Source organism: Capnocytophaga canis (assembly GCF_000827555.1).
Classification (GTDB): domain Bacteria; phylum Bacteroidota; class Bacteroidia; order Flavobacteriales; family Flavobacteriaceae; genus Capnocytophaga; species Capnocytophaga canis.
Map to the genome: position 1 here is coordinate 17,394 of NZ_CDOI01000140.1, position 24,513 is coordinate 41,906.

The following is a 24,513-nucleotide window of genomic DNA, read 5'->3' on the forward strand; positions in this document are numbered from 1 at the left end:
AGATGTCTTTATTCTCACGAATAGAAAAGTATGGAGTATAAAACTATGATGAAGTAATCTTTACATTATTGATATATTCATAATTAGAGATTACTTCTCTTCAATTCCTTTATGTAGAATCTGTTACAAATTGGTTCTAACGGAATTTTGATTCTTCCGTATGAATACAGAACTTATCTAAAAAATGTCATTTTTAATACAGGATACACTTCTATCTTTAAGTTTTTTAACATTAAAGATAACATATTAAATATCCTTTTTTACGTTAATATTTGGGTTATATATACGAAATCTTCCCATGACAACTGTTCTGGACGTTTATCAAAAATAGGATTATTTTTTATTGATTCATCTCTGAGAAAGGATTTAAGGCTATTGCGAAGCGTTTTACGCCGTTGTTGAAATCCTGTCTTAACAATAGTAAAAAATAACTTCTCATCGCAATCCAAATGAAATTTTTGTTTGCGAACTAATCGCAGTACCCCACTTTTTACTTTTGGGGGAGGATTGAAAACCTGCTCTGACACCGTGAATAAATATTCGGCTTCGTAAAAGGCTTGTACAAGTACTGACAAAATACCGTAGGTTTTTGTTCCCGCCTTTTCGCAAATACGTTCAGCAACTTCCTTTTGAAACATTCCACTAAATTCGGGTATTAACTCTCTTAATTCTAATGTTTTAAAGACAATTTGTGAAGAAATATTATATGGAAAATTTCCTATAATGGCAAAAGGCTTATGATTGAAATAAGAAGCAATATCATAGCTTAAAAAGTCAGCAGCGATAATTTTATTCTCCAATTCGGGGAAATGTTTTTGAAGGTAAGCTACCGATTCACGGTCGATTTCTACCACGTGTGTATCAATGTTTTTTTGCAATAGAAATTGAGTTAAAACTCCCATACCTGCTCCTATTTCCAGTACCTTTTCGTACCCCGAAAGGGATAAGGTATCTGCTATTTTTTGAGCGATATTTAAATCCTTTAAAAAGTGCTGTCCAAAGTGTTTTTTTGCCTTAACGGTATCCATATATTTTTGTCTTTCTGGTAATAAAATACGAAGATTACTTTTAAATCACTCTACTCCAAAGAAGTTTTCTAATTCTTTCAAGGTTTGGTCAGAGGTTTGTATATCTTTAACTACTATTCCTTTGTTTAGAGCTACAATACGAGAAGTTACTTCAACCGTATGAAGCAAATCATGGCTTGAAATAAGTATTGTAATATTGTTATTTTCAGATAGTTCTTTAATAATACGTTTGAGGCGTATTTGAGTTGTTGGGTCAAGATTAGCAAATGGTTCATCAAGGATCACAACTTCAGGATTGCCGATAAGTGCAGCAATAATACCTACTTTTTTCTGATTTCCCTTGGAAAGGTCGCGTAAATATTTTCGTGAACCTAAAATCTCATCATTGAAAAACTCTTTATATTGCGTCAAAAAATCATTAACGTCAGCTTTGTTTTGTCCGCGAAGTTCTCCAACAAAATAGAAATACTCCTCAGGGGTCAAATATCCGATAAGAAAACTCTCATCAATGAAAGCAGTAGTAAACGGTTTCCATTCTTCATTAAGATTTACTTGAATACCACGATTAGTGATACTTCCCGTCGAAGGTTCAATAAGATCGAGTAGTAGATTAAAAAAAGTAGTTTTTCCTGCTCCGTTGTTACCTACAAGCCCGAAACTTTCTCCTTTGTTAATAGTCAGTTCGGGAATATTCAAAACAGTTATTCCGTTATACGTTTTGCTGAGGTTATGTACTTGTATCATAAAGGTTTATGCTTGTTGTTTAAATCCGTTAATGGTAATGTATTTTCTTGATTTGTACTTGTTTGCAATAAATTCAAAAAAGTATTCTCTACATAAGAAACCTATGAATCCTAATCCTGCAAGAATCATGATTGCCCATGTTTCATCGAAGATTGATTTACATAGCCAACCTATCAATAAAGGAAAGACGAGAAAAGGAATCGCTAACAACCATTGAACGATTCCCATTCCTTGGTAGTTCATCATGGTAGATTTGTCCAAATCAATTCGTTTTTTGTTAAATGCACCCATGTAAAGTAGTATGGGCACGTTTACACCAAGGTTGTACAAGGCTGTAGCTAAATTCACCAGCAGAATATGTTTTCCAAAATATACGTAGGGAATAGTAAGTAGTGTGAGCAACAATATAGAGCCATAAATCAAGTATGCTTTGGACTTAACATACTGTTTCATAGAAATATTCTGAGCCATCAGCATTGAATAATAAGTACTGTCCCATGCAGGAATAAACTGCCCGAAATTGATTAAGAAGACTCCTGATAAGAAAATTCCAATAAAAATTGAAAACAAAAAAGACTTACCTATCTCAGGATTTGGATAAAAAAGAAGTCCGTAAAAAACGAAAAACAGCATCGTCCAAATAACAGATTTACTACGCTTATTCCGCCAAATAAGCTTCAAATCAAGCTGTAAAAACGGAGCTATATCCCCAAAAAGTCTCACCCAACCGAAATCGGCAGTACTTACGGTTTTGTTCTTTGATTTTAATACGTTATCTAAGTAAAAACTTTTACGTAAGTGATTGAAAATTAATTTGTATGTAAGAAAACATAAGGCTATTGGAATAACAACAAAATAAAATTGTTCTAGCAATATATCCATTAAATTTCCTATAAAATGAGATGTTTTAAATATATCAAAACGCTCTAATCCTACTAGAATTAGGACAATTGCAACGTATGGGAACAATTTTTTGATATTGTCAGAGAAATATCTATTCAACAGAAAGTTCAGAAAATTAGCACTAAACATCAATGACAAAATGGCTATCCACCAGCACAAGATGCTGACCAAAGAATAATCTCCTACATAAATGTTCCACACCCCAAAAGGGAATATTAACAAAGGAGTAAAAAAATTAAATGGTGAAAAGAGAGTTTTTGTCAGTAAAAATCGAATGATTCTTTTTTTATTTATATTATTGATCAATAATGGTTTAACGTTTATAATAGGAAGTGATTGCCACATGAACCTAACGAAAAATTCTGCTAAGAACCAATAAACTACGAACATATTGACAATTAGCATCGGTTTTTGTTCAGGAAATGCTTCTTTCAAGAGTGGATACAGTCCTATTCCTAAGGAAAAAAATATGATAATAAAATAAATAGCTGAAAAAGCCAATAAAATCTTTACTGCCAAGTTTTTACTGAAACTAGCTGAACGCAAAAATGATTTCCATTCGAGAAATAAAAAACGTTTAAACATATTTTAAATGTAAAGGTGTAAAGGTTATTATTCGTGTATTGGTATTTCATTAAAGCACTATTTTTATGCTTATAAATTAAACTTTTAGGACTTTAAAAAATTCGGTTGGATTCTGAAAAATAGACTACTTTTCGGCAAAAGTAGTTTTTTTCTCTAACAAAATCAATTCTTTTACAAATATTTTGGTATCTTTGTGGGATGCTTATAAAATACGGAAATGTACAAAAAACTAAACTTTTTTGAGAAAATACTTTTTTTAACCAACGTATTTTTTGTGCTATGGCTTTTGGTGTCATACCTCATTCCGTATCTGCCTCCAAAGCGATTTTCAATCATTTCAGTATTAGCCTTGTTAACTCCTATTGTGTTGATTGTAAACGTTTTATTTTCTATATATTGGTTAGTAAGAAGAAAGAAAATATTTCTTCTTTCAACCGTAATTTTGTTGTTTGGTTACGAGTCTCTCATACGATTATTTCAGATATTCAACACTTCAACCGAGGCAGGAAATGGTCTTTCTTTAATGTCGTTCAATGTACGATTATTCAACCACTATCGTTGGCATCCCGACCGAAATCTAAAAGATAAAATAATTGAATTTGTTCAAAAACAATCGGCTGATATAATTGTTTTTCAAGAGTTTTATAACCATAAAAAATATGACATCGCAGGATATCCACATAAAAAAATCATTACTAAAACTCCAAAAGATAATATTGGTCACGCTATCTTTAGCCGGTTTCCAATAATCAATGCAGGATCATTGAACTTTCCGAACACGAGCAATAATGGTGTTTTTGTGGACATCAGGGTACAAAAAGACACTCTACGTATTTATAGCTTACATTTAGAATCGCTACATATAAAACCTGAAAATGAGCTGATTAATCAAGATAAAGAACGTCTTATCAAAAATATTAGTCGTAGGTTTGTACTGCAGCAGGAGCAAATGGAACTTTTCAAAACCCATCAGAACACATCTCCCTACAAAACCATCGTTTGTGGAGATTTTAACAACACTGCTTATTCTTATATTTATCGAAATATCAGAGGCGAAAACCTAAATGACGCTTTTGAAGAGAAAGGTGTGGGATTTGGAAAATCGTTTAATTTTAACTTTTTCCCTTTTCGGATTGACTATATTTTGTTAGATAAATCATTGAATATTCAAGATTTTAACACATTTAGCGAAGTGTTATCAGACCACCGTCCAATGTTAGTGAAATTTTCTATGGAGTAATAAAAGGCGTAAAGACGCAAAATTTTGCGTCTTTACGATGATATTTTAAATCATTTCTGCTTCAAAAAGCTCTTGGAAATATTTGATAATCTTTTCTTTAACCTCTTCTATAGCTACTTCTTTTTGACCTAATTCCAAGTTGAGCGAGGTCACTGCCTTACCACGTATTCCACAAGGGATAATATTATCGAAATAGCCCAAATCTGCATTTACATTAAATGCAAATCCATGCATAGTTACCCAGCGTGAACTGCGAACTCCCATAGCACATATCTTACGAGCAAAAGGCGTACCTACATCTATCCAAACTCCCGTTTCACCTTCGCTCCGAGTTCCTTTAATGCCATAGTCTTTCAGAACTAAGATGATGGTTTCCTCTAACAAACGTAGGTACTTGTGAATATCTGTAAAAAAATTATCTAAATCTAAAATAGGATAACCTACAATTTGCCCAGGTCCATGATAGGTAATGTCTCCACCACGATTAATTTTATAAAAGGTAGCTCCCTTTTTTTTGAGCGTAGCCTCATCAATTAGTAAGTTTGAAATATCTCCACTTTTTCCTAAAGTGTACACATGCGGATGCTCTACAAAAAGGAAGTAATTCGATGTAGGTTCATTGGTATTATTTGCTCTGTTTTTCCGTTTCTTTTCAATGATAGATTCAAAAAGAGACTCTTGATAATCCCAAGTTTCCTTATAATCTTTCGTTCCTAAGTCTTCGAATATGATTTGTTTATTCATTTTTAATGCGTTTATATTCAAACATATAATCTAAAATACAGCAGGATTTCATTTCAACCCTAATTATTTCAGACACTTACATATGTTGCTTGAAATACAAAAAGTGTTATTTTTTATAATATTGTCGGTATTTCCAAAATGAAATCGCCCCTGAAATCAGTACAAATGCTACCGAATAGTAAACAAAGGAAGGCGTAATGATTTTGTCTCCACTTGCATAACTATGCAGTCCTGAAAGGTAAAAATTAACCCCGAAATAAGTCATAAGAATACTAAAAAGAGCTATCGTGCTTGCAAAACTGAACGCCCAACGCCCACGAAGTCCTGGAACCAAACGCATATGGATTACAAAGGCATATACCATGATGCTTACCAAAGCCCATGTTTCTTTTGGATCCCAGCCCCAGTAACGTCCCCAGCTCTCATTTGCCCACATGCCTCCTAAAAAGTTTCCGATAGTAAGCATGACTAATCCTACGGTTAGTGATAGTTCATTTACAATCACTAACTCCTGAGTGGCTAATGACATACGTTCTTTATTTTTATCGGTCGTAAATATCATCAGGTACATGGAAATAATTCCCAGAATAGCTCCCAATACAAAAGGCCCGTAACTTCCGACAATGATTGCCACGTGAATCATTAGCCAATAGCTGTTCAACACAGGTTGCAACGTGCCTATAGAAGGATCCATCCAATTCCAATGTGCGATCATCAGAATCATCGATGTAACGAAAGCAGTGGCAGCTAATGACAACAGTGAACGTTTGGCAAATAGTAATCCCATACCCATAGTTGCCCAAGCTACGTAGATCATACTTTCATAAGCATCACTCCAAGGTGCATGTCCTGAAATATACCAACGACATATCAAACCAAGCGTATGAAGTAAGAATAAAATTAAAATCAAGTATTTACATATACGAACCGCGATATTCAAGAAAGGTTTTTTTGAAAATATATCCACAACTAAGAGAATGAACATCACTCCTCCTACGTATAAGTACCACTGAAACAATAGGTTAAAAACATCTATTTTATTATAGAGAATCTCGGCTTTTATCTTACTTTCCGATGGAAGTACCTCCGCTCCGTGATTTTGTTGGTTTTTCTTAAGAGCTTCTAACAATTTATCAGGATTTGAATAATCTCCCGTTTGAATGGATTCACGAAGCATACTCAAATACATCGGCACTGCATTGCTTATAAAATTGGCGTACAATGAATCTTTTTCCAAACTTCTGTCACTACGAAATTCAACACCTGAAACCCAACGGTTATTAGGGTCGTTCAACAAGGGAAATATTTTTAACATTTCACCCGATAAAGCTCTATTTATCAAACCTATGCGTTGATCAGCGTTCTTAAAATCTTTTTGAAACTGATTTGGAGTGTTCGTTGAATAAATTTCATGTAAATAGGGACTTAATTTATAGCTCATATTTTCGTCAAAGAAATCTGCAAAACGAACGTACTTTGTACCTTTTTCTACACCTAAAAATGAGTGTAAACTGTCATTTTGTTTCTTTACGAAAATAAAATCGACCTGTGTCCAAACTCCAGGGTGCAACATCATAGATAGCAGGGCTTGGTTAGGATTCATCCCCCTAAAATCATCAAATTTGGTCATCTTACGCATTAACTCCGAAGCGAAAGTATGTACGGGTTTCATACGCCCTGAATCTTGGATTACCAACTCACCGAACTTTTCAGCGTGTTCTTTGCTTACGGTCGTAGCTTTCAAAATCGAATCAATTTCAGCATCCGATGGCCTTACGGAATGTTGCCCAAACATTACAGAACTTCCTAAAAGAAATAATAGAACACTTAATTTTTGTCGTTTCAATTGCACATCTCTAAGTTGTTTTGCTAATTTTATGAATCGTGATTTACCTACAAACATAAAAGCAATTAACCCTCCGTAGAGTAAAAAATAGCCTATGTAAGTAATCAGTGTACCCCAATAATCGTGGTTAACAGACAATACGGTACCTTTCTCATCGGGGTGAAATTGTGCTTGGAATAATCGGTATCCTTTATAATTCAGAATGTTATTCATGAAAATATCGTAGTTAAATCTTTCGTTTCCATTGGTTACCGTAACTTTACTTTTGAAAGCGGCATAGCTATTTTCTGTTCCTGGATACTTATCTGCAATAAAGTCATCAAGTTTTACCGAAAAAGGAACCTCTACACGACGTGAGCCATAGCTTAGATGGAAGTCTAATCCATTTACACTGATGCTTTTTGGTGGATGTATAATTCCTTTGCTTCCCATGACAGTAACTTCTTTGCTTTCGTCCCCCGAATTGATTTCGAGTACTACCGCATTCGAACTTTCTTTAGTAATTTCTTTTTCATCCAAGGCAACCACACCTTCATAGCCTCTTACCATAAACTCTGGAACTACAAATTGAATACCTTCCAGTGAATAGAGTGAGCGCATCATGAAAGGTTGCAAACTGTCCTTAGCAACAGGGGTAAACTCTTGAGTAGACATTGTCATATATTTCCCTTCAAAAGGAGTGCGAATCAATTGTTGTTTATCGTTAATGGTGAGATTTATAGCTCCTTCGGTCGGTCGATTTAATGCAAAAAGTATGTTGTGAACATTAGTTACTTCACCATCTTTCAAAAAATGTTCGTGACGTGTTCCTCCTGAAGATTCCACTAACTTTAGGTATAGCGCCCCTTCAGGTGATTCTACGAATCCTTCCTTAGCTCCACGGATAAATTTTTTGTATTTAACATCAAATCTTTTTCCTTTGAAATCATCATTCCAATGATATGAATTCCGAGTATAGGGTGAAAAAAGAACTTCAGTTTGGTTGCTTTTACGGAGGGGTTGTCCATCATGTTGTCCATCGACAAATACAGATATGTAAGTTCGATCAGATACATAAAAATTGGCTGTATCCCCTTCACGTATTGACATCAATCCCTCGTCACTCATATAGCGGGTAATACCTGCGCCAACAATAATAAAGACCCATGAAAGGTGCAATACCAATACCGCCCAGTTTTCTCTTTTCAAAAGATTGTAGCGTTTGATATTACCAATGAAGTTAATTGCAAAAATAAGCATGATTAATTCGAACCACCACGCGTTGTATATCCAGATACGAGCCGTGTCGATACCATAGTCGTTCTCAATAAATGTCCCTAACCCTAAAGCAATCCCAAATACGATGAAAAGAATCGCCATCAAACGAGTTGAAAAAACGAAGTTTACGAATGATTTTAACATAAATTTATTGATAAGTAGTGTTTCGTGCAAAGATACGATTTTAAACCATAAAAAGCAGGAAAATACAGAAAATATTTCCAGTTCTAAAAAATATTATTACTTTTGCCTTTCAATTAAAATTATCATAGACATGAAAAGACTTATTATTGTATGTTTGGCTCTTTTTTCAGGGAAAGCATTTTCACAGGATTACCCAAAGAATCAAATAAACTTGAATGCCTTAAACGCTATTGCTATCGCTTCGGTTGAGTTGGGTTATGAACGCTATGTCGACTTCAATCAGTCAATTGAAGTTGAAATGTTTTTTAACGACCGTTTTTCCTACTTTCCAAAAGGAGATAACAGAAAATACAGTGCAACGAGTATCAAAGTAGGATATAACTACTATTTTGATTTAGATAACTTATCAGGCCCCTATATCAATCCGTTTATCAAGCAGCGTTTTGGTAGTTTTAAAGAAACTGTATTGAATGCTGACAAAAAGGAGGTTGTAGAAACGACTAAGCTGGACAGTTTTATTTTTGGAATCGGAATTGGGTATATTTGGAATTATAATGATACGTTTGTTGTGGCTCCATACGTAAACATAGGACGTAATTTCGGTAAAAAAATTGTTGAAAACAAGTATTTTTGGGCTATTGAACCAAACGCAGGTATCAAGATAGGGTATAAATTTTAGGATCATTCCCTTTAATAAAAGTAAAAAAGGCTGTTTAGTAAATTACTGAACAGCCTTTTTTATAAGTACACTTTTATGACTAAGCATCGATTTTTGCATATTTTGCATTCTTCTCAATAAACTCTCTGCGGGGAGGTACTTCATCTCCCATTAACATAGAGAAAATTCGATCAGCCTCACTAGCGTTGTCGATAGTTACTTGACGGAGCGTTCGCTGAGCAGGATTCATAGTTGTTTCCCACAGTTGTGGAGCATCCATCTCTCCCAAACCTTTGTATCGAGTAATGTGAGCCCCTCCTCCAAGTTCCTCACTCACACGGTCACGCTCTTTCTCGTTCCATGCGTAAACTTCTTTCTTGCCCTTTTTCAATGAATAAAGTGGAGGTGTAGCAATATAAACATACCCTTTTTCAATTAACTCACGCATATAGCGGAAGAAAAATGTCAAAATCAGAGTTGTAATATGTGACCCATCGACATCGGCATCACACATGATAACCACTTTGTGATAACGTAACTTCTGTAAATTCAAGGCTTTAGCATCTTCTTCTGTGCCAATGGTTACACCCAATGCTGTGTATATATTTTTGATTTCATCATTATCAAAAATTTTATGCTGCATTGTTTTTTCTACATTCAATATCTTACCTTTTAGAGGAAGAATCGCTTGATAGTTTCTGTCACGTCCTAACTTAGCTGTTCCCCCTGCGGAGTCTCCCTCCACCAAGAATATCTCACACTTTTCAGGATCTTGTTCTGAGCAATCGGACAACTTTCCTGGAAGTCCACCACCACTCATCGCGGTTTTACGTTGCACCATTTCACGAGCCTTCTTTGCTGCCTGACGTGCTTGTGCAGCTAAAATTACTTTCTCAACAATGGTTTTAGCATCGTTCGGATTTTCCTCTAAATAAGATTCCAGCATATCGGATACCGCTTGTGAAACAGCCGATGTAACTTCGCGGTTCCCTAACTTAGTTTTTGTTTGCCCTTCAAACTGAGGTTCAGCTACTTTCACCGAAATGATCGCTGTTAAGCCTTCACGGAAATCATCTCCTACAATTTCAATAGGATTCTTTTTATCTTTACTTGCTTTTTCCAACAAACCTGATTTATCCGCATAGTTTTTAAGCGTACGTGTTAATCCCATACGGAATCCTTGTAAGTGAGTTCCTCCTTCAGTAGTATTGATATTGTTTACATAAGAGTGTAAATTCTCGTTGAACGAATCGTTATAAATCATCGCTACTTCCACAGGAATCTCATTTTTTTCTCCTTCCATAGAGATTACGCGATTGATGATAGAAACCCTGTTTCCGTCCAAATATTTAATAAACTCAGATAATCCATTTTCGGAATGAAAGGTCTCAGAGATATATTCTCCTTTTTCATCCTTATTGCGGAAATCCGTTAAGGTAATGGTAATACCTTTGTTTAAATATGACAATTCACGAATACGAGTAGCTAAGGTGTCGTATTTATATTCCGTTGTTTGTTGGAAAATTTCCTCATCGGGATGAAACGTTACACGTGTCCCTCGTTTGTCCGTATTGCCTATCTGTTTGACGGGAAAGAGCGCTTTCCCTCTTGAGTATTCCTGTTCCCAAACTTTTCCATCACGGAAAACAGTTGCTATCAGATGCGTAGAAAGTGCATTCACACACGAAACTCCCACGCCGTGTAAACCTCCTGAAACTTTGTATGAGCCTTTGTCAAATTTACCTCCGGCTCCAATTTTAGTCATAACCACTTGTAAAGCGGAAACACCCTCTTTTTTATGAATATCCACAGGAATCCCGCGACCATTATCTTCAACAGTAATGGAATTATCCTCATTAATAGATACTGTGATTCTATCGCAGTGTCCTGCTAATGCCTCGTCGATAGAGTTATCCAAAACCTCATATACCAAATGGTGCAAACCCCGTGTACCCACGTCTCCAATATACATCGAAGGACGCATACGCACGTGTTCCATTCCTTCCAAAGACTGAATATTATCCGCCGAATATTGACTTTTGTTTAGTTCTTCGCTCATAAGTTATTTTTGTATTCTATAAGTAATAATAGTCTACAAAGGTACAACTTTTTTCGAAATTAGACAATACGTTCTCAAAAATGTAACCCTAAGAGATGTGAGTCGAAAAAAAGAATATAATAACAAAAAAACTGCCTGAAAAGTTTCAAGCAGTTTTTATTATTTACGACCATATGGAGAACTATTCTCCTAAAATTCTGAATTCTGTACGACGGTTTTTATGATGTTCTTGCTCTGAACACTGAACTCCGTTAGCACATCTGTTGATCAAACGAGTCTCTCCGTATCCTTTTGCAATCATTCTTGAACGTTGTATACCTTTAGAAGCCAAGTAGTTAACAACCGCATTAGCTCTTTGCTGAGATAACGACATGTTGTAATCGTCGTTTCCTCTTGAGTCAGTGTGAGACATGATTTCAACACTTGTGTTTTTGCCATTCAATAGAGGGAATAACATCTCATCAATGATTTTTTCAGAGGCTTTTGTTAATTTAGCACTATTGTATTCGTATAAAATAGGCAACATTGTAGGCTCTAATAATTTACAATCAACTTCTTCCCAAACGGTAACTCCTCCTTTTTTTACCAATACTTGTCTGGTAATAGTTTTGTACTCAGCAGGAACTTCCACTTTACGAGTTGTTGCCTCTCTATCAACTACTTCACGCTTGATGGTAGCATATTCAGCAGGGATTTCAATTTCCTCAACACGAGCAGGGGTTTTAACAACCTGACGTTTGAAAGTAGCCTCAATGCTTGGAATTTCTCTTTCTGTAGTATGAGCGTCTTTCACCAAAGTAACAACATCTACGCTCTCGAAACGAGCAGGTCTTTCAACAAAACATGCAGTAACACAGGCATCTTTATTGATTGAAGGACAGTTGTCTAGATGTTTGTACTCCCAACCTGAAGTTTTAGGATACACTTCCAAAGTTTTAACATCTTTACCAAAAGCAGCAGGAACTACAGTTAATATATTACCAGCTTCTTTTTTCTCATAAGGAACTTGAACCGTCTCATAAACAGCTGGTACGTACACCAATTTTTTACTTGCTTCTTTTACTAAAACACGCTCTTCAATCGTTTTGAACGTACCAGGAATTACCTCCAGTTTGCTGTAAGCGGGTGCAATCTGGATTCTCTCTGTCTCTTCACGAAATTCATCTTTCGTGATACATTTTACATAACACTTACCTGGAGCTGGATTTGCTGGTAAATCTTGTGCAGACACATAGCCCACAAATGAAAGTGCAACTAAACTTAAAGTTGTTTTTTTCATACTCTAAATATAAATTATTTTGTTTAAAATCTGTGGCAAATTTCGGGATTAAAATCGTATTAAAAAAAAAATTAACAGGACTTTATGCTTTTCAACGAAAACTATACTATTACTTACTATTTAAAAGTATACTAATAAATTACTTACATATTGTGTTTCGTATTTAAACACCTAAAATCAACACTAATCTTATAACACCAATTGTTAAAAAAAGCTTATTTGTTGTTTTTCAATCGTTTAATTTTATTTAATACTTGATTTAATATATGTCTTGAGTAGATATTGATATCTTGCTCTACATCTTGAAACTGTTTTTAATTCTCTCAACTTCAGCTCCGATGTCACCTGCTCCAACAGTAAGCAATAACTTGGGCTGTTTTTTGGTCAGTAACGGAATTAAATCCGATTTTGAGACCAAAACTTTCTGTTTGCTTTGAATTTTTTCTAACAACACTTCTGACGTGATTCCTTCAATGGGCAATTCTCTTGCAGGATAAATATCCAACAACACGACATCGTCAAATTTGGATAAACTCTCTGCGAATTCGTCCATAAAATCGCGAGTTCGAGTAAACAAATGAGGCTGAAAAACAATGGTTTTTTCAATTTTTGGATACATTTCGTCCACCGCTTGGAAAAGTGCGTTGATTTCCGATGGGTGATGTGCATAGTCGTCAATGAAAACGAAATCCTTTTCTTTGATGATGTATGAAAATCGACGTTTTACTCCTTTAAAAGTTGCCAATGCCGACAATAATTTTTCAGCAGGAAACCCCGCTTGTATACCCATCGCCACCGCCGCCAAAGCGTTCGACAAATTGTGTCTGCCCGGTTTTGGAAACACATAATTTTTAAGAACGTTGTTTGCATAATGGAAATCAAAGTGATACAAACCATTTTCAATACGAATATTTTGAAAGCTGAAATCAGAATTATCTTCCAATCCGTATGTTTTTCCGTTTATTTTCAGTCCGTTACATATAATTCGATTTTCATCAGATTTAATTTTGTCGGCAAAATCACGAAACCCTTTTTCAAATTCTTCCTTATTTCCGTAGATGTCCAAATGGTCAGCATCCATTGAGGTAATACACGCAATATCAGGAGATAACCTTAAAAAAGAGCGGTCGAATTCGTCAGCTTCAACAACGGTAAATTTACTTCCATTAAGAACCAAATTACTGTTGAAATTTTCTGCAATTCCACCTAAAAAGACACTTACCGAAGCTCCACTTTCCACTAAAATATGAGCTAAAATGCTTGATGTTGTGGTTTTTCCGTGCGTTCCTGCTACCGCCAAACAAAAACTATTTTCGGTAATCATTCCCAAAATTTCGGAACGCTTAAAAACTTGATAACCATTATTTTGAAAGAAAACAAGTTCAACGTGCATTTTCGGGACGGCAGGTGTGTACACTACAAGAGTATTTTCTATGTTCTTGAAATCTGATGGGATATTTGCTTCATCTTCCGTAAAGTGGACTTTAATTCCTTCGTTTTCAAGTGTATCGGTAATTTCTGTTGGTGTTCGGTCGTATCCGCAGACATTCTTCCCGATGGCTTTGAAATAACGAGCCAATGCCGACATCCCGATTCCACCAATCCCGATGAAATATACGTTTTGTATGTTATTGAAATTGACTTTCATTGCGTTTTTGTTTAAGGTTTTAAAAGATTAAAAGATTAAAAAAACTATTTGTTGTTTTTCTTGTATAAAACTATTCCAACTCGCTCAATATGAGCTTTCAATTCACTATTATTTATATTGTTAAAAACCGATAAATCTACTTTGTATGGTAGTAGTAATTCGTCAATCAAAAGTTCTATTTTAAGTAAATCATCGTACGAAATTTCTCCGATGATGCTTAAATCAATATCCGAATTGTATCTAAAATTTCCTTTCGCTCTTGACCCATATACAATCACTTTTTCAATATTTTCAAATTTTTCAAAAATATTTTGGAGCGATGTTAAAACGGCAGCTTCTAATCCAAATTGTTTCGTTTTCATTGTGAAAGTAGTTTCATTTTTTCTTCAAAATCTTGAAAGGCAAATAGATAATCTTCTTTGATTTTTTTCAAAATATCTGTTGCTGTACTTTGGTTGTAGGTATGGCTACTTTGATTACGACTGATAATCATCTCTCGCCAAACCATCTGATTTTTTTCATTGATTAACCCCATTGCAAAAGCTTCACGAATGGCATCGCGTGAACCTGCCACGTTTGTAATTCCTTGATATATCGCGTAGTCTTTCATTAAATTCCACGCTAACTCAAAAGAAAATTCGAACGATTTGATTACCGATATTCCGATTATTTCCAAAAAATCATTCTTCTCATTTTTTGCGTTTTCCTCAAAATAGTATAGGGCTTTTTTGAGTTGTTCCAAAGCCTTAGTGTAATTGGCAAATCGCTGTTTATATCTGATGTCAAGCTCCATTTCGTTAACAATTTGAAAAATTAAAAAGACTAAAAAATTAAATGATTAGTTATTGTTTTTGTATTCCATTAAAACAGAGGTTAATCCATTTTTTGTAACTTGTTCTCTTATAATGTTAAATCCTAATTTTTTGTACACTTCAACTGCACTTGTTGATGAATTAACGATGATGTGATTTGCTTTTGTGTCGTTTTGGGCAAATGCAAACAATTTACGTCCAATCTTCAAGCCTTGATATTTTTTATCTACAAAAAATAAGGAAATGTGCTGACCATTTTCTTTAACTCCGATAATCCCCACAAGGTTTTCATTGATAAATGCTCCGTACATTGATAATAAAGAGACTTGTTCCTTATTTTCAATATAACTATTAAAATGGCGATAGCCCTCATCGTTATAGTCCATTTTGTTGCATTTGGTAAAGACTTCTAAGGATAATCTCAAGCCTTTTGCTATCAAATTTTCCGAATTTAATTTCTTAATGATTACCTCTTTCATTTCATTTTTTTTGATTTTTTCAATATTTTAATCATTTAATCTTTGAATAATTTAAAAATAATATCTACGATGTCTTTAGTTGCGTTGGGTTGAGCTAATTTTTTGATGTTTTCAGAGAGATTTTTTTGCTGATTTTCGTTAAGAATTAGCTGTGAAAATATTGTTTTAAATTGGCTATCTAACTCGCTTTCACGGATTAAAATACTACCTTGCTTTTTTGCTATTGCTTGTGCATTTTTAGTCTGATGGTCTTCCGCTACGTTGGGTGACGGAATGAAAATCACAGGTTTGCCCACAATGCAAAGTTCACTTACGGAACTTGCTCCTGCTCGGGAAATAATCACATCTGCTGAGGCGTACGCAAAATCCATTCGGTCAATGAATTGCAATACTTTAATGTTTTCAGAGTCGTACTTTTTATATTCTTCAAAATAGAGTTTCCCACACTGCCAAAGTACTTGGATATCAAGTTTTTCAAAAAGAGGTAAATTGCTTTCAATAAGCTGATTGATACGTCTTGCTCCTAAACTTCCGCCCAAAACCAAAAGCGTTTTTTTATTTGGATTCAGAGAAAAAAAAGTTTGAGCTTCCTCTCTTTTTTCGGAAATGTTGAGCAAATCTGCCCGAACAGGATTTCCCGTTTTCACGATTTTTTCTTTCGGAAAGAAATTTTTCATATCATCATAAGCCACGCATATTTTTTCCGCTTTTTGGCATACCCATTTGTTGGTCACTCCGGCATAGGAATTTTGCTCTTGAATTATCGTAGGAATGCCGAGCCATTGAGCCGCTTTAAGGGTTGGGGCAGAAGCATATCCGCCTGTTCCAATAACCACATCAGGACGAAACTTCTTGATGATTTTCCGAGCCTTCCATAAACTGCTGGCAAGTTTCAGCGGAAACATCAAGTTGTCAAGCGTTAGTTTGCGTTGTAAACCCGAAATCCACAATCCTTCGATGAGATACCCCGACTGAGGCACTTTTTGCATTTCCATTCGGTTTTCAGCTCCCACAAACAGAATTTCGGCATCAGGCAAACGATGTTTTATTTCATTTGCAATAGCAATGGCAGGATAAATATGTCCGCCTGTACCGCCGCCTGATATGATGAATTTAGGTTTCATTAATCTTTATATTTTTTTACGACATCTAACCATGTAAATTTCAATATAGCTGTGGTTAAGGCAAAAACCGCAATTGACCACCACATTTTGGGATAATCTCTGATTAACAGGAAAATAGGAATCAAAATTTGGCTCGATTGCCACACTATTCCAATAACACAATTGCCCATATCTTTCCAAAAGTCAGTATTTTTGACAGCTGTGCTATCCTCTTGCTTTAACTGCACATACACGGGATGCCACAAGCCCCACGGACGAATGTTTTTGTAAAAATTTACCAATACACTCATCTCTGTTGGTTTTGATAGATAAGTGCCTAAAAAACAGCCTAATAACGAAAATACAAAGAAAATAGGAAATAAATAAATAGGAGGAATATGTGCTAAGCTATATAACCAAGTTCCTTCTGTGAAATTGGCCTTATTGATATCTAAAATGAATTGAGCAGTAGCGATGAGTAAACCAGCTAACATACCCCAGAAATAGCCCCAACCATTGAAACGCCACCACACCCATTTGAGAAAGTTAGCAGCTACATACCCTCCATACAAAGCACTTGTAATCCATAGGGTTATACCGTTTATCGAATCGGCAAAAAAGCCCATAATTACTCCAAGAATCACAATCGCAAATGACGCCCAATAAGAAGCATGAATGTAATGTTTCATCGAGGCTTCAGGTTTGAAATATTTTTTGTAAATATCATTTACGATATATGCAGGACCTGAATTTACGAACGCTGAAAAGGTAGACATAAACGCCGCCAACAACCCAGCCAACAACAACCCTTTGATTCCTACAGGTACGTGGAAATTCACTACTTTTGGTAATATAGTTTCTAAATCGTTGTTGGTAATACTTGTTAACATTTGAGGAGCAATATGTACCAATGCAATCACTACAATTCCTCCGATAAGTAAATATCTCGGTATGAATAAAATAATATTCGTAAATCCACTCATGTAGGAAGCCTCTTTCACATTGCGTGTTGAAAGGATTCGCTGCATATCGTAGCTCGGCGTAGGCCCTGCTACACTAGCAAAAAATCCTTTTAATAAGGACATCCCTATAAAAGCTCCAAACATTTTATACCCTTGAGTATCAATAAAATCATTGAATGCTTGATACTTCGAATCCCAAAATGGTGTGAGCTCTGTGCCGAAGAAAATATTTTTCCATTCTTCGGGAATAATGGCTGTGATTTGCGCATCCGAAATAGTAAAGAAAGCGTATCCTGCGACCAAGATTCCTGCTAATACCATAATTCCGTATTGTAGAACTTCAGTAGCAACCACAGAAAACATACCTCCTTTAATGGTGTAAATAGTTGTAAGAAAGATGATTAACAAAGAATAGCTCTGTTCTGAAGTCAGGAGTACCGAATTTCCAAAAGCGAGAGTCATATCCCATGGAAGGATGATGGACATAAACTTTCCTACCCCTTCAAAAAAATAGGCTATGAACCCAACCGAAGTAATGATAGCAAAAATAGCGATAATCAAATGCGAGGCTCGTCCTGCTTTATCATTACCAAATCGAGTTAAAATCCATTCGGAACCTGTCATAATATTTGATCTGCGAATCCAAGCTGCTAAGAAAACCATTACAAAAATTTGATTCCATATTGGCCAAATCCACATAAACATAAAACTTTTCACACCATAGAGAAATAAAATCCCTACCATCCAGGCTGTTCCTGCCACATCAAACATCCCAGAACCGTTACTCAGCCCTAAATAATACCATTTTATGGAATTTCCGCCTAAAAAATAGGAATCCAATCCTTTTGATGCTCGTTTTGAAATCCAAACACCCACCCCAATGGTTAAAAGAATGTACAAAACAACGATTAAAACGTCAATAATACTCATAATACCAATGTTTTTATTTTAAATTTTAACTCATTACAAGCACAAATTCCCTATCTGTACTCTTTTATGCTAGTTTCGAATCGATTGAATACTCACAGTGATATTGTTCAACTAAAATATTGTCCAAATCATCCGCTAATTTTGGGATGTCGCGTACATGATTTTTAATTTTTTCACTATCTTCCGAGAATAAGTCGGAAAGATGTACGCGATAAGATAAATAAATAATGTTTTCGGAAATCCCAAAATGGTAAGGGCTGTAAGGATGTGAAAGCATATACTCGTATAACGGAGCTAAATTCTGTTTTGGTAGCTTCACTAATGGCGAAGTGACAATCAAGTAGTTACTTCTGAAAATAAACATCCGTATCAATGCACTACCCTGATGAAACTCCCATACATCACGTCCAGCACGACACAAAATAGGATTTGCTCCCATGTCAGCGATTGCCGACTCAATGAATGTGGCAAAATTGGACAGTTCAAATTCCTCAAAAACAGAAGCATTCACTTTATTTCCACACTGTGGGCAAAATTTGGTTTCTGTTTCAATAAAATGATCACATGAATTACACTTCACCCTAAAAACATTATCCGAAAAGGTGAAATCACGTAATTCCTTGATTACTTCATTGAAGTGAATAGCAAACCCTACATTGTCCGCCTCTGTAAATTTTGAAGTTGTAACCCCTACCAACGTTCCGTCTTGATTCAGCATTGGACCTCCTGAATTACCAGGATTTACGGCAGCATCCGTTTGCACGTAATGGCGATTGTTCATCGGCTGATTTGTGGACGAAATAATTCCTTCCGTGATGGTAAAAGGCATTCCGAAAGGAAATCCATTGATAAACACTTTCTGCGTATTATGTATTTGTAAATCAGGGTTTATGGTGATTGAAGTATCTGCTAATGAAATTCCCTCAACGTGCAAAAAAGCTAGATCTAATTCAGGGTTTGCCATTACCACACGTGCAAAGTAACGATTTCGCTCTTGGTCTTCTACAGCCAACGTTTTTGCTCCTTCCACCACGTGATAGTTTGTAATTAAAAAATCATAACCCTTAACTGCAAAACCACTACCTGTTCCTCCTGAGGTAATGATTTTAAAGATATATTTTTTATGTTGTTCCATGTTCAATTCTTGATTTTATCCAAACAACCGAGCTAAAAAGCCTTTTTTGGTTGTTGTTCCGTTTTTGATGTTTTTCGGTAAGGTTTCATTGAGCAAATGATCAAAAGTTTCCAAGTAAATAGAGGCTGCCTTTTCGTAGGCTTCACCCGAGGCACGTTCAAGTGTTCCGATAATAAAGTCCTTGTAATTTTGATCTAAATTATAGAAATACATCAATCGTAAGTAGATGTAATTCAGGTAATAAGCTACGTTGAAGTGATCGTTCGAATTTTTATACTTGCGTATCTGCTCTTCGAAGTCGGTTACATATTCTTGGATGATTTTTGAAGAAGATCGCCATTTGAGTCCCATCAAGGCTTTTGTGTAATAGATGTCCTTCATAAGATCTTCTTGCGATTTCTCCATCAATTTTTTAAAGAAATTTCTTCCTCGGTCAATGCGGTAATGAAAGTCGATTCGATTATTGCTTATATTTTGTATATATTCCTGTAAATCAACACGCAGAACTCCTTGTATACACGGCATATTTCCTAATTGTAGCAGACTAATCATCAAAATATCCCACTGACTTTCCGACCAGCGTTTCTCTTGAAAATAGTCCATGAAGAGTTTGTATTCATCTAAAATACTTTGGATTTTCTCCCACGCTTGTTGTTTTTCTTCTTCATTAAGATGTTCAATAACAGGAGATTGCACATATTCTACATTGTATTTTTCGATAAATTCATCATCAAAATCATCAGCGGTTTCACAAATTTCACGCAATGCTTCATAGATTTTATTGGGCTGACACACATAGAGTGGAGCTTCGAATTTAAACCACAGCATTTGGTTTTCGAGATGAATCTGAGGGATGGTCAAGTGCGTAAAATTCAGTTCATTAACTTCACGAAGTAAAGCGATTTTGTTTGATTTTTCTGTAATTTTAACGAAAGGTGATTCGATATAAAAATAATCGTTTCGCACACCAAAGGTAACACGAGAAGACCCTTGTGGATACTCAACAGAAAAATCGCCCGAGGCAGGTACTTGCTTTGCTACCTCTGGATTGATGTAGTCCAATAACTTTCGTAAAGATTCTGAATAACGTTTTTCTTCAAAAGTATCGACCGCAGCATACCAACTATCCACTTGAGCGATAGGGTCATTGATGTTTTTTATAGGCCTGTGATACTTCGGGATTCTATTTCTCATATATATATGTTTTCGAAGCAACAAAAGTACTATTTTTTTAGGTTTTGCAAAAATTATGCACCCACGATTTTCAGAAAATATTTCGTTTACTGAGTATGGGCATTGAGGAAAATACATCAAATGAGAAAAAAATCAAAAAAAATCTTTTTATCTGTATTTTAACAATAAAAATTTGAACCACATAATTACAATGTTAAAAAAATATCATATTAATAAAATTGTTTTGTTTTCATTGTTTTATTTGTGTGATTATTTTCTTATCGTTTGAATAATTATAAAAAAAATATAAAAATATTTTGTTATTTCAAATGTTAATTATACTTTCGTACCGTTGAATATGCATAATCAATAACATTTAATTAGGTAACGTATTATTAATTGAAGACCATAAAAATCCAATAACTGCCTTCAAGTTTGGTAAGCATTTAGGATGTTACAAGTAGATTTTTATTGAATTTAAAACAGCTTTTATTTTAATAAACTCTTAACAACATATATTTTATGAAAAAACGTTTTTTACTAATCATCGGATTGTCATTTTTGTTATCGTCGTGTCAATGTGCTTTGGTACGATTATTATTTGTTAAAAAATCTGCTGTTAAACATAAAAGAGTACTCATAAAGGGTGATCAGGAATTTATTTTTATTCCCATGGTTCATTTGGGTAAGCAACAGTACTATGACGAAGTTAAGGAATATATAACAAAAAAACGCTCGGAGGGATATAAAATCTATTATGAAGGTGTTGGGATAAGTCGTGATTCTATCAGTGATGAAAAAAAAGATACTTTAGAACGAAAACAACGAAAAATATTAGGATTTCACCTTACGGTATATAATGATAAAGACAACCAATCGTTGCCTCGATGTGTGAAAAAATACGTGGGGCAAACATTGACAAACACAGGAATCATTCCCGAAATAGATACGAATGCTGATTTAAGCACCGAAGAACTTATAGAAAGATTTGAGACTAAATATGGTAAAATTTTATTAAACGAATGTGATTTTACTACTCCACTGAAAGCCCCGTACGAGTGTAATAAAGGAATGAGTAGGAGAGAATTCTCAAATATAAATTTTACATACACTCACTTGCTACGTGATTCTCATTTGGCAGAGCTTCTTAAAACAACAAAAGACAAAAAGGTGGTCATCGTTTTTGGAAAAAAACATTGGATTATGGGGGTTTACCCTACTCTAAGAGATGAAGGTTTTGAGCTTATTGAAGGGAAAATTTAAGCGACATTCCCCCAAAAAGTATATTATGGGATACTCACAACGTATATATTATTTATGAAAACACGTTTTTTACTAATTCTCGGATTGTCATTTTTGTTATCGTCATGTCAATGTACTTTGATTAAGTTATTTAACGTACAAAGGTCAGCTCTCAAACATAAAAAAGTATTTGTACGAGGAGATCAAAGTTTTATTTATATTCCGATGAATCATTTGGGTCGCCAGCAGTATTATGATGAAGTCAAAGCCTATTTAGAAATAAAACGTTCAGAAGGCTATACAATTTATTACGAAGGAATGTATCTAAGTAGAGATACCATAAGCCAACAGCGGGAAGATACTTTACTATTGAAAAGAAGAAAACTTATGGGATTTCACCTCACACCTTCCTATAGCGACAAAAACAATCATTCGCTGCCAAAATGTTACAAAAAATATGTTGGGCAAACGATGGAAAACACGGGAATCATTTATGGAACAGACGTGAATATTGACATGACTACAGAAGAAGTCATTGAGGCATATGAGGCTAAATATGGAGAAATTCCGCTGAATGAATGTGATTTTACCACACCTTTGAATACTCCTTACAAATGTGAGCAAATAAAAGGGGTACACCCAACAAATTTGCTTTATAGATACTCTCATACATTCCGCGATGAACATCTTGAAAACTTTATAAAAACCGTAAAGGACAAAAAGGTGATTTTAATTTTTGGAAGAGCCCATTGGCATCACGGTATTCGCTCTACTTTAATAGATGAAAACTTTGAAATGATTGAAGGGAAAATCTAAAAATCCTTTTAGTGGTTTTTTGTATTTGTCATGCCACTCATCCCTCCACTGAGGGCAAATTCCATAGCCTTATGAGCGGAAAAGCCTTCAGCTGGTTTTATATTGTTAGCATTGGTGACAATCACCCAACCCGAAATCGCATAGGAATGGGGTAGGTAAACGCTAACCATATCAGGCATATTTGCCAAGTCCATGTTTTTTTGTGTTAAAAAGCCAATACGCCAAGTTTCGGGTTTTTCTTGTACTTTAACCCACACAGGATTATTGAATTTCCGTTTATCACCTACAAATGAAGTCAGTACATCTTTGATAGAGGAATAGATAAACTTGATACCTGGGGTATGCTCCAATAGATAATCTAAACTATTGACAAGTATCCGTCCTAACAAAAACTTATTGCCTATAAATCCTACCAAGGTAGTCCCAATAGTAATCATAAAGAATACCAGTCCAGGGTATTTTTTTGATATATCAGGTATTAGATTGTCTATGCTCGAAAAAATAGACCATATGATCCATATGGTAGCACTCAAAGGCCCCAAAATTAAAATTCCTTGTAGGAAATAGCGAATGAGCGTAGCGAAATGATTGTGTTTCATCTTTTTTTGTAGCAAAAATAAAATAAAAATCACTACGGATATGTTTTCCGTAGTGATTTTTTAGATTTTTTTCATTGGATATGAGTTATTCTTCCCATTCAATGTCGTCAAAAACAATTTGTCCCAAAGTGGATTTTATGGTAATGACCACATTTCCAGATAGATTAACATCTATTTCTTTGGTACCACCTGCATCTTTGGAAAAATCGTCTTCTGGACCGAATGCAGTTGTACTGTTTTCATCTCCATTCAACACCACGAATCTTCTATTCGTACCTCCTGTTAAAGCTCCTTTATAACTGAATTTCAATTTCTTAACTCCATTAGAGAATGTAATTTTGATGTAAGGTGATGCCGATGAATTATGCAACATCAATCCTTTTCCTGAAATGGCATAATCTCCTAAATTTGTACGTGCTTTGTATTCCAATTTGGCATTATTGACAGTGAGAGTAGCCGTTGACCCATAACTTGTTGAATTGGTTGTAACATTTTCAAAATCAAACTTATTTGCGGGAGGTGTTACGGTACATACTTGGTAAGCTTCCGTAAAATTAACATCCCCTAAATTTCTTATTATAAGCTGAATATCAGAAGAGTATACTGTCATTACTCCAGTAATTGTTCCTCTTTTATCACTTACAGTTTCATTTGCAAAGACTGCTTTATTTCTGGTATAAACTTTCAACGCATTGTCACAATTCGTAGTGATAACCTGTGTTCCTTTGTAAGTTGTCGAAGTAACTTTAAACTGAGCATTTTCAATACGCACCAATTGGCTTTCGTAGTTTCCCGTCAAAGCATCTGCAATAGTGATCGTTTTCGGAGTAGGAGCTACCGCGCTGGTATTTGTATTGATAACGTTGCTAACTTCGAGACTTTCAATTTGTAATAATCCACTGTATTTTTTCAGTTTAGTACCTTTTAGGTTTAATTCTAACTCAGTACCCAATGCATAGGAATGATCTGAAGTAAACCGCAAAGCAATACCCGCTGTGTTGTCCTGAGCAAAAGCGTTAGCCCCCCCTACATTTCCTGCATCCTTGTCAGAGGTAACAATCACTTTGATTTTGAAGTCTTCTGTAATATCTACATTTGCTGAAGTGTGCATCGCTCGTATTTCGCTT

21 protein-coding genes are annotated in these 24,513 nt (G+C 35.1%); 4 read left to right on the top strand and 17 right to left on the bottom strand.

Annotation, left to right across the window (positions count from 1 at the left end):
- Window positions 1-260 precede the first annotated feature (260 nt).
- From rsmA to CCAND38_RS04940, 3 genes are read right to left on the bottom strand one after another with little or no spacing between them, the layout of a single operon-like run.
- On the bottom strand, window positions 261-1,028 hold the full coding sequence (gene rsmA, locus CCAND38_RS04930) for a 16S rRNA (adenine(1518)-N(6)/adenine(1519)-N(6))-dimethyltransferase RsmA (RefSeq protein WP_042344134.1): 768 nt from the start codon (window positions 1,026-1,028) through the stop codon (window positions 261-263).
- Window positions 1,029-1,073: 45 nt separating this feature from the next.
- Complete coding sequence (locus tag CCAND38_RS04935) at window positions 1,074-1,772, bottom strand: ABC transporter ATP-binding protein (protein ID WP_042344135.1); 699 nt, start codon at window positions 1,770-1,772, stop codon at window positions 1,074-1,076.
- A 6-nt stretch (window positions 1,773-1,778) separates the two neighbouring features.
- Window positions 1,779-3,260, bottom strand: coding sequence for a DUF5687 family protein (locus CCAND38_RS04940; protein WP_042344136.1), 1,482 nt, complete (start codon window positions 3,258-3,260; stop codon window positions 1,779-1,781).
- A 217-nt stretch (window positions 3,261-3,477) separates the two neighbouring features.
- On the opposite strand from CCAND38_RS04940, the gene CCAND38_RS04945 reads away from it, so the two are divergent.
- Window positions 3,478-4,500 carry an endonuclease/exonuclease/phosphatase family protein gene (locus CCAND38_RS04945; RefSeq protein ID WP_042007323.1) on the top strand — a complete coding sequence of 341 codons (1,023 nt, stop codon included), beginning with the start codon at window positions 3,478-3,480 and terminating at the stop codon, window positions 4,498-4,500.
- Between the two features lie 45 nt (window positions 4,501-4,545).
- Here CCAND38_RS04945 and lipB read toward each other — a convergent pair whose 3' ends face one another.
- Together lipB and CCAND38_RS04955 are read right to left on the bottom strand one after the other, a co-directional pair.
- Window positions 4,546-5,244 carry a lipoyl(octanoyl) transferase LipB gene (gene lipB, locus CCAND38_RS04950; protein WP_042007320.1) on the bottom strand — a complete coding sequence of 233 codons (699 nt, stop codon included), beginning with the start codon at window positions 5,242-5,244 and terminating at the stop codon, window positions 4,546-4,548.
- Window positions 5,245-5,350: 106 nt separating this feature from the next.
- Window positions 5,351-8,491, bottom strand: coding sequence for a cytochrome c biogenesis protein CcsA (locus tag CCAND38_RS04955; RefSeq protein ID WP_042344138.1), 3,141 nt, complete (start codon window positions 8,489-8,491; stop codon window positions 5,351-5,353).
- A gap of 130 nt (window positions 8,492-8,621) precedes the next feature.
- On the opposite strand from CCAND38_RS04955, the gene CCAND38_RS04960 reads away from it, so the two are divergent.
- Window positions 8,622-9,170, top strand: coding sequence for a hypothetical protein (locus tag CCAND38_RS04960; protein WP_042007332.1), 549 nt, complete (start codon window positions 8,622-8,624; stop codon window positions 9,168-9,170).
- Between the two features lie 79 nt (window positions 9,171-9,249).
- Here the strand turns inward: CCAND38_RS04960 and gyrB are convergent, their stop codons facing one another.
- The 10 genes from gyrB to CCAND38_RS05010 form a co-directional block, all read right to left on the bottom strand.
- Window positions 9,250-11,208 (bottom strand): DNA topoisomerase (ATP-hydrolyzing) subunit B, encoded by a 1,959-nt coding sequence (gene gyrB / locus CCAND38_RS04965; protein WP_042007316.1) that lies wholly within the window; start codon window positions 11,206-11,208, stop codon window positions 9,250-9,252.
- Between the two features lie 181 nt (window positions 11,209-11,389).
- Complete coding sequence (locus CCAND38_RS04970) at window positions 11,390-12,487, bottom strand: OmpA family protein (protein WP_042007312.1); 1,098 nt, start codon at window positions 12,485-12,487, stop codon at window positions 11,390-11,392.
- A 295-nt stretch (window positions 12,488-12,782) separates the two neighbouring features.
- Window positions 12,783-14,135 carry a UDP-N-acetylmuramate--L-alanine ligase gene (gene murC / locus CCAND38_RS04975; RefSeq protein ID WP_042344140.1) on the bottom strand — a complete coding sequence of 451 codons (1,353 nt, stop codon included), beginning with the start codon at window positions 14,133-14,135 and terminating at the stop codon, window positions 12,783-12,785.
- A gap of 44 nt (window positions 14,136-14,179) precedes the next feature.
- Window positions 14,180-14,497, bottom strand: a complete 318-nt coding sequence (locus CCAND38_RS04980; protein WP_042007307.1) for a nucleotidyltransferase domain-containing protein — start codon at window positions 14,495-14,497, stop codon at window positions 14,180-14,182.
- Window positions 14,494-14,928, bottom strand: coding sequence for an HI0074 family nucleotidyltransferase substrate-binding subunit (locus CCAND38_RS04985; RefSeq protein ID WP_042007304.1), 435 nt, complete (start codon window positions 14,926-14,928; stop codon window positions 14,494-14,496). Before CCAND38_RS04985 ends, CCAND38_RS04980 begins: the two co-directional genes overlap by 4 nt.
- A gap of 45 nt (window positions 14,929-14,973) precedes the next feature.
- Window positions 14,974-15,426 (bottom strand): GNAT family N-acetyltransferase, encoded by a 453-nt coding sequence (locus CCAND38_RS04990; RefSeq protein WP_042007301.1) that lies wholly within the window; start codon window positions 15,424-15,426, stop codon window positions 14,974-14,976.
- Between the two features lie 35 nt (window positions 15,427-15,461).
- The gene (murG, locus tag CCAND38_RS04995) at window positions 15,462-16,550 is read right to left on the bottom strand and encodes an undecaprenyldiphospho-muramoylpentapeptide beta-N-acetylglucosaminyltransferase (protein WP_042344141.1); all 1,089 of its coding nucleotides are present in this window, start codon (window positions 16,548-16,550) and stop codon (window positions 15,462-15,464) included.
- On the bottom strand, window positions 16,550-18,421 hold the full coding sequence (locus CCAND38_RS05000) for a sodium:solute symporter family protein (RefSeq protein WP_042344142.1): 1,872 nt from the start codon (window positions 18,419-18,421) through the stop codon (window positions 16,550-16,552). The genes murG and CCAND38_RS05000 overlap by 1 nt, the downstream gene beginning before the upstream one ends.
- Before the next feature lie 64 nt (window positions 18,422-18,485).
- Entirely contained in the window at window positions 18,486-19,556 is a 1,071-nt protein-coding gene (locus CCAND38_RS05005; RefSeq protein ID WP_042007294.1) for a trypsin-like peptidase domain-containing protein, read from the bottom strand.
- A 15-nt stretch (window positions 19,557-19,571) separates the two neighbouring features.
- Window positions 19,572-20,750, bottom strand: a complete 1,179-nt coding sequence (locus tag CCAND38_RS05010) for a hypothetical protein (RefSeq protein ID WP_156129766.1) — start codon at window positions 20,748-20,750, stop codon at window positions 19,572-19,574.
- Window positions 20,751-21,251: 501 nt separating this feature from the next.
- Here CCAND38_RS05010 and CCAND38_RS05015 point away from each other — a divergent pair.
- Complete coding sequence (locus CCAND38_RS05015; protein WP_042344146.1) at window positions 21,252-21,992, top strand: hypothetical protein; 741 nt, start codon at window positions 21,252-21,254, stop codon at window positions 21,990-21,992.
- A 54-nt stretch (window positions 21,993-22,046) separates the two neighbouring features.
- Window positions 22,047-22,787, top strand: coding sequence for a hypothetical protein (locus CCAND38_RS05020; protein WP_156129767.1), 741 nt, complete (start codon window positions 22,047-22,049; stop codon window positions 22,785-22,787).
- Between the two features lie 8 nt (window positions 22,788-22,795).
- On the opposite strand, the gene CCAND38_RS05025 is transcribed toward CCAND38_RS05020, so the two are convergent.
- Entirely contained in the window at window positions 22,796-23,386 is a 591-nt protein-coding gene (locus CCAND38_RS05025; RefSeq protein ID WP_042007285.1) for a DUF502 domain-containing protein, read from the bottom strand.
- Between the two features lie 85 nt (window positions 23,387-23,471).
- On the bottom strand, window positions 23,472-24,513 hold a 1,042-nt coding region (locus CCAND38_RS05030), incomplete at its 5' end, for a DUF5689 domain-containing protein (protein WP_042348576.1).

Excerpts from the sequence above, each read along its gene's own strand:
- rsmA (WP_042344134.1), bottom strand. The coding sequence starts at position 1,028 with ATGGATACCGTTAAGGCAAAAAAACACTTTGGACAGCACTTTTTAAAG.
- CCAND38_RS04935 (WP_042344135.1), bottom strand. The coding sequence starts at position 1,772 with ATGATACAAGTACATAACCTCAGCAAAACGTATAACGGAATAACTGTT.
- CCAND38_RS04940 (WP_042344136.1), bottom strand. The coding sequence starts at position 3,260 with ATGTTTAAACGTTTTTTATTTCTCGAATGGAAATCATTTTTGCGTTCA.
- CCAND38_RS04945 (WP_042007323.1), top strand. The coding sequence starts at position 3,478 with ATGTACAAAAAACTAAACTTTTTTGAGAAAATACTTTTTTTAACCAAC.
- lipB (WP_042007320.1), bottom strand. The coding sequence starts at position 5,244 with ATGAATAAACAAATCATATTCGAAGACTTAGGAACGAAAGATTATAAG.
- CCAND38_RS04955 (WP_042344138.1), bottom strand. The coding sequence starts at position 8,491 with ATGTTAAAATCATTCGTAAACTTCGTTTTTTCAACTCGTTTGATGGCG.
- CCAND38_RS04960 (WP_042007332.1), top strand. The coding sequence starts at position 8,622 with ATGAAAAGACTTATTATTGTATGTTTGGCTCTTTTTTCAGGGAAAGCA.
- gyrB (WP_042007316.1), bottom strand. The coding sequence starts at position 11,208 with ATGAGCGAAGAACTAAACAAAAGTCAATATTCGGCGGATAATATTCAG.
- CCAND38_RS04970 (WP_042007312.1), bottom strand. The coding sequence starts at position 12,487 with ATGAAAAAAACAACTTTAAGTTTAGTTGCACTTTCATTTGTGGGCTAT.
- murC (WP_042344140.1), bottom strand. The coding sequence starts at position 14,135 with ATGAAAGTCAATTTCAATAACATACAAAACGTATATTTCATCGGGATT.
- CCAND38_RS04980 (WP_042007307.1), bottom strand. The coding sequence starts at position 14,497 with ATGAAAACGAAACAATTTGGATTAGAAGCTGCCGTTTTAACATCGCTC.
- CCAND38_RS04985 (WP_042007304.1), bottom strand. The coding sequence starts at position 14,928 with ATGGAGCTTGACATCAGATATAAACAGCGATTTGCCAATTACACTAAG.
- CCAND38_RS04990 (WP_042007301.1), bottom strand. The coding sequence starts at position 15,426 with ATGAAAGAGGTAATCATTAAGAAATTAAATTCGGAAAATTTGATAGCA.
- murG (WP_042344141.1), bottom strand. The coding sequence starts at position 16,550 with ATGAAACCTAAATTCATCATATCAGGCGGCGGTACAGGCGGACATATT.
- CCAND38_RS05000 (WP_042344142.1), bottom strand. The coding sequence starts at position 18,421 with ATGAGTATTATTGACGTTTTAATCGTTGTTTTGTACATTCTTTTAACC.
- CCAND38_RS05005 (WP_042007294.1), bottom strand. The coding sequence starts at position 19,556 with ATGGAACAACATAAAAAATATATCTTTAAAATCATTACCTCAGGAGGA.
- CCAND38_RS05010 (WP_156129766.1), bottom strand. The coding sequence starts at position 20,750 with ATGAGAAATAGAATCCCGAAGTATCACAGGCCTATAAAAAACATCAAT.
- CCAND38_RS05015 (WP_042344146.1), top strand. The coding sequence starts at position 21,252 with ATGAAAAAACGTTTTTTACTAATCATCGGATTGTCATTTTTGTTATCG.
- CCAND38_RS05020 (WP_156129767.1), top strand. The coding sequence starts at position 22,047 with ATGAAAACACGTTTTTTACTAATTCTCGGATTGTCATTTTTGTTATCG.
- CCAND38_RS05025 (WP_042007285.1), bottom strand. The coding sequence starts at position 23,386 with ATGAAACACAATCATTTCGCTACGCTCATTCGCTATTTCCTACAAGGA.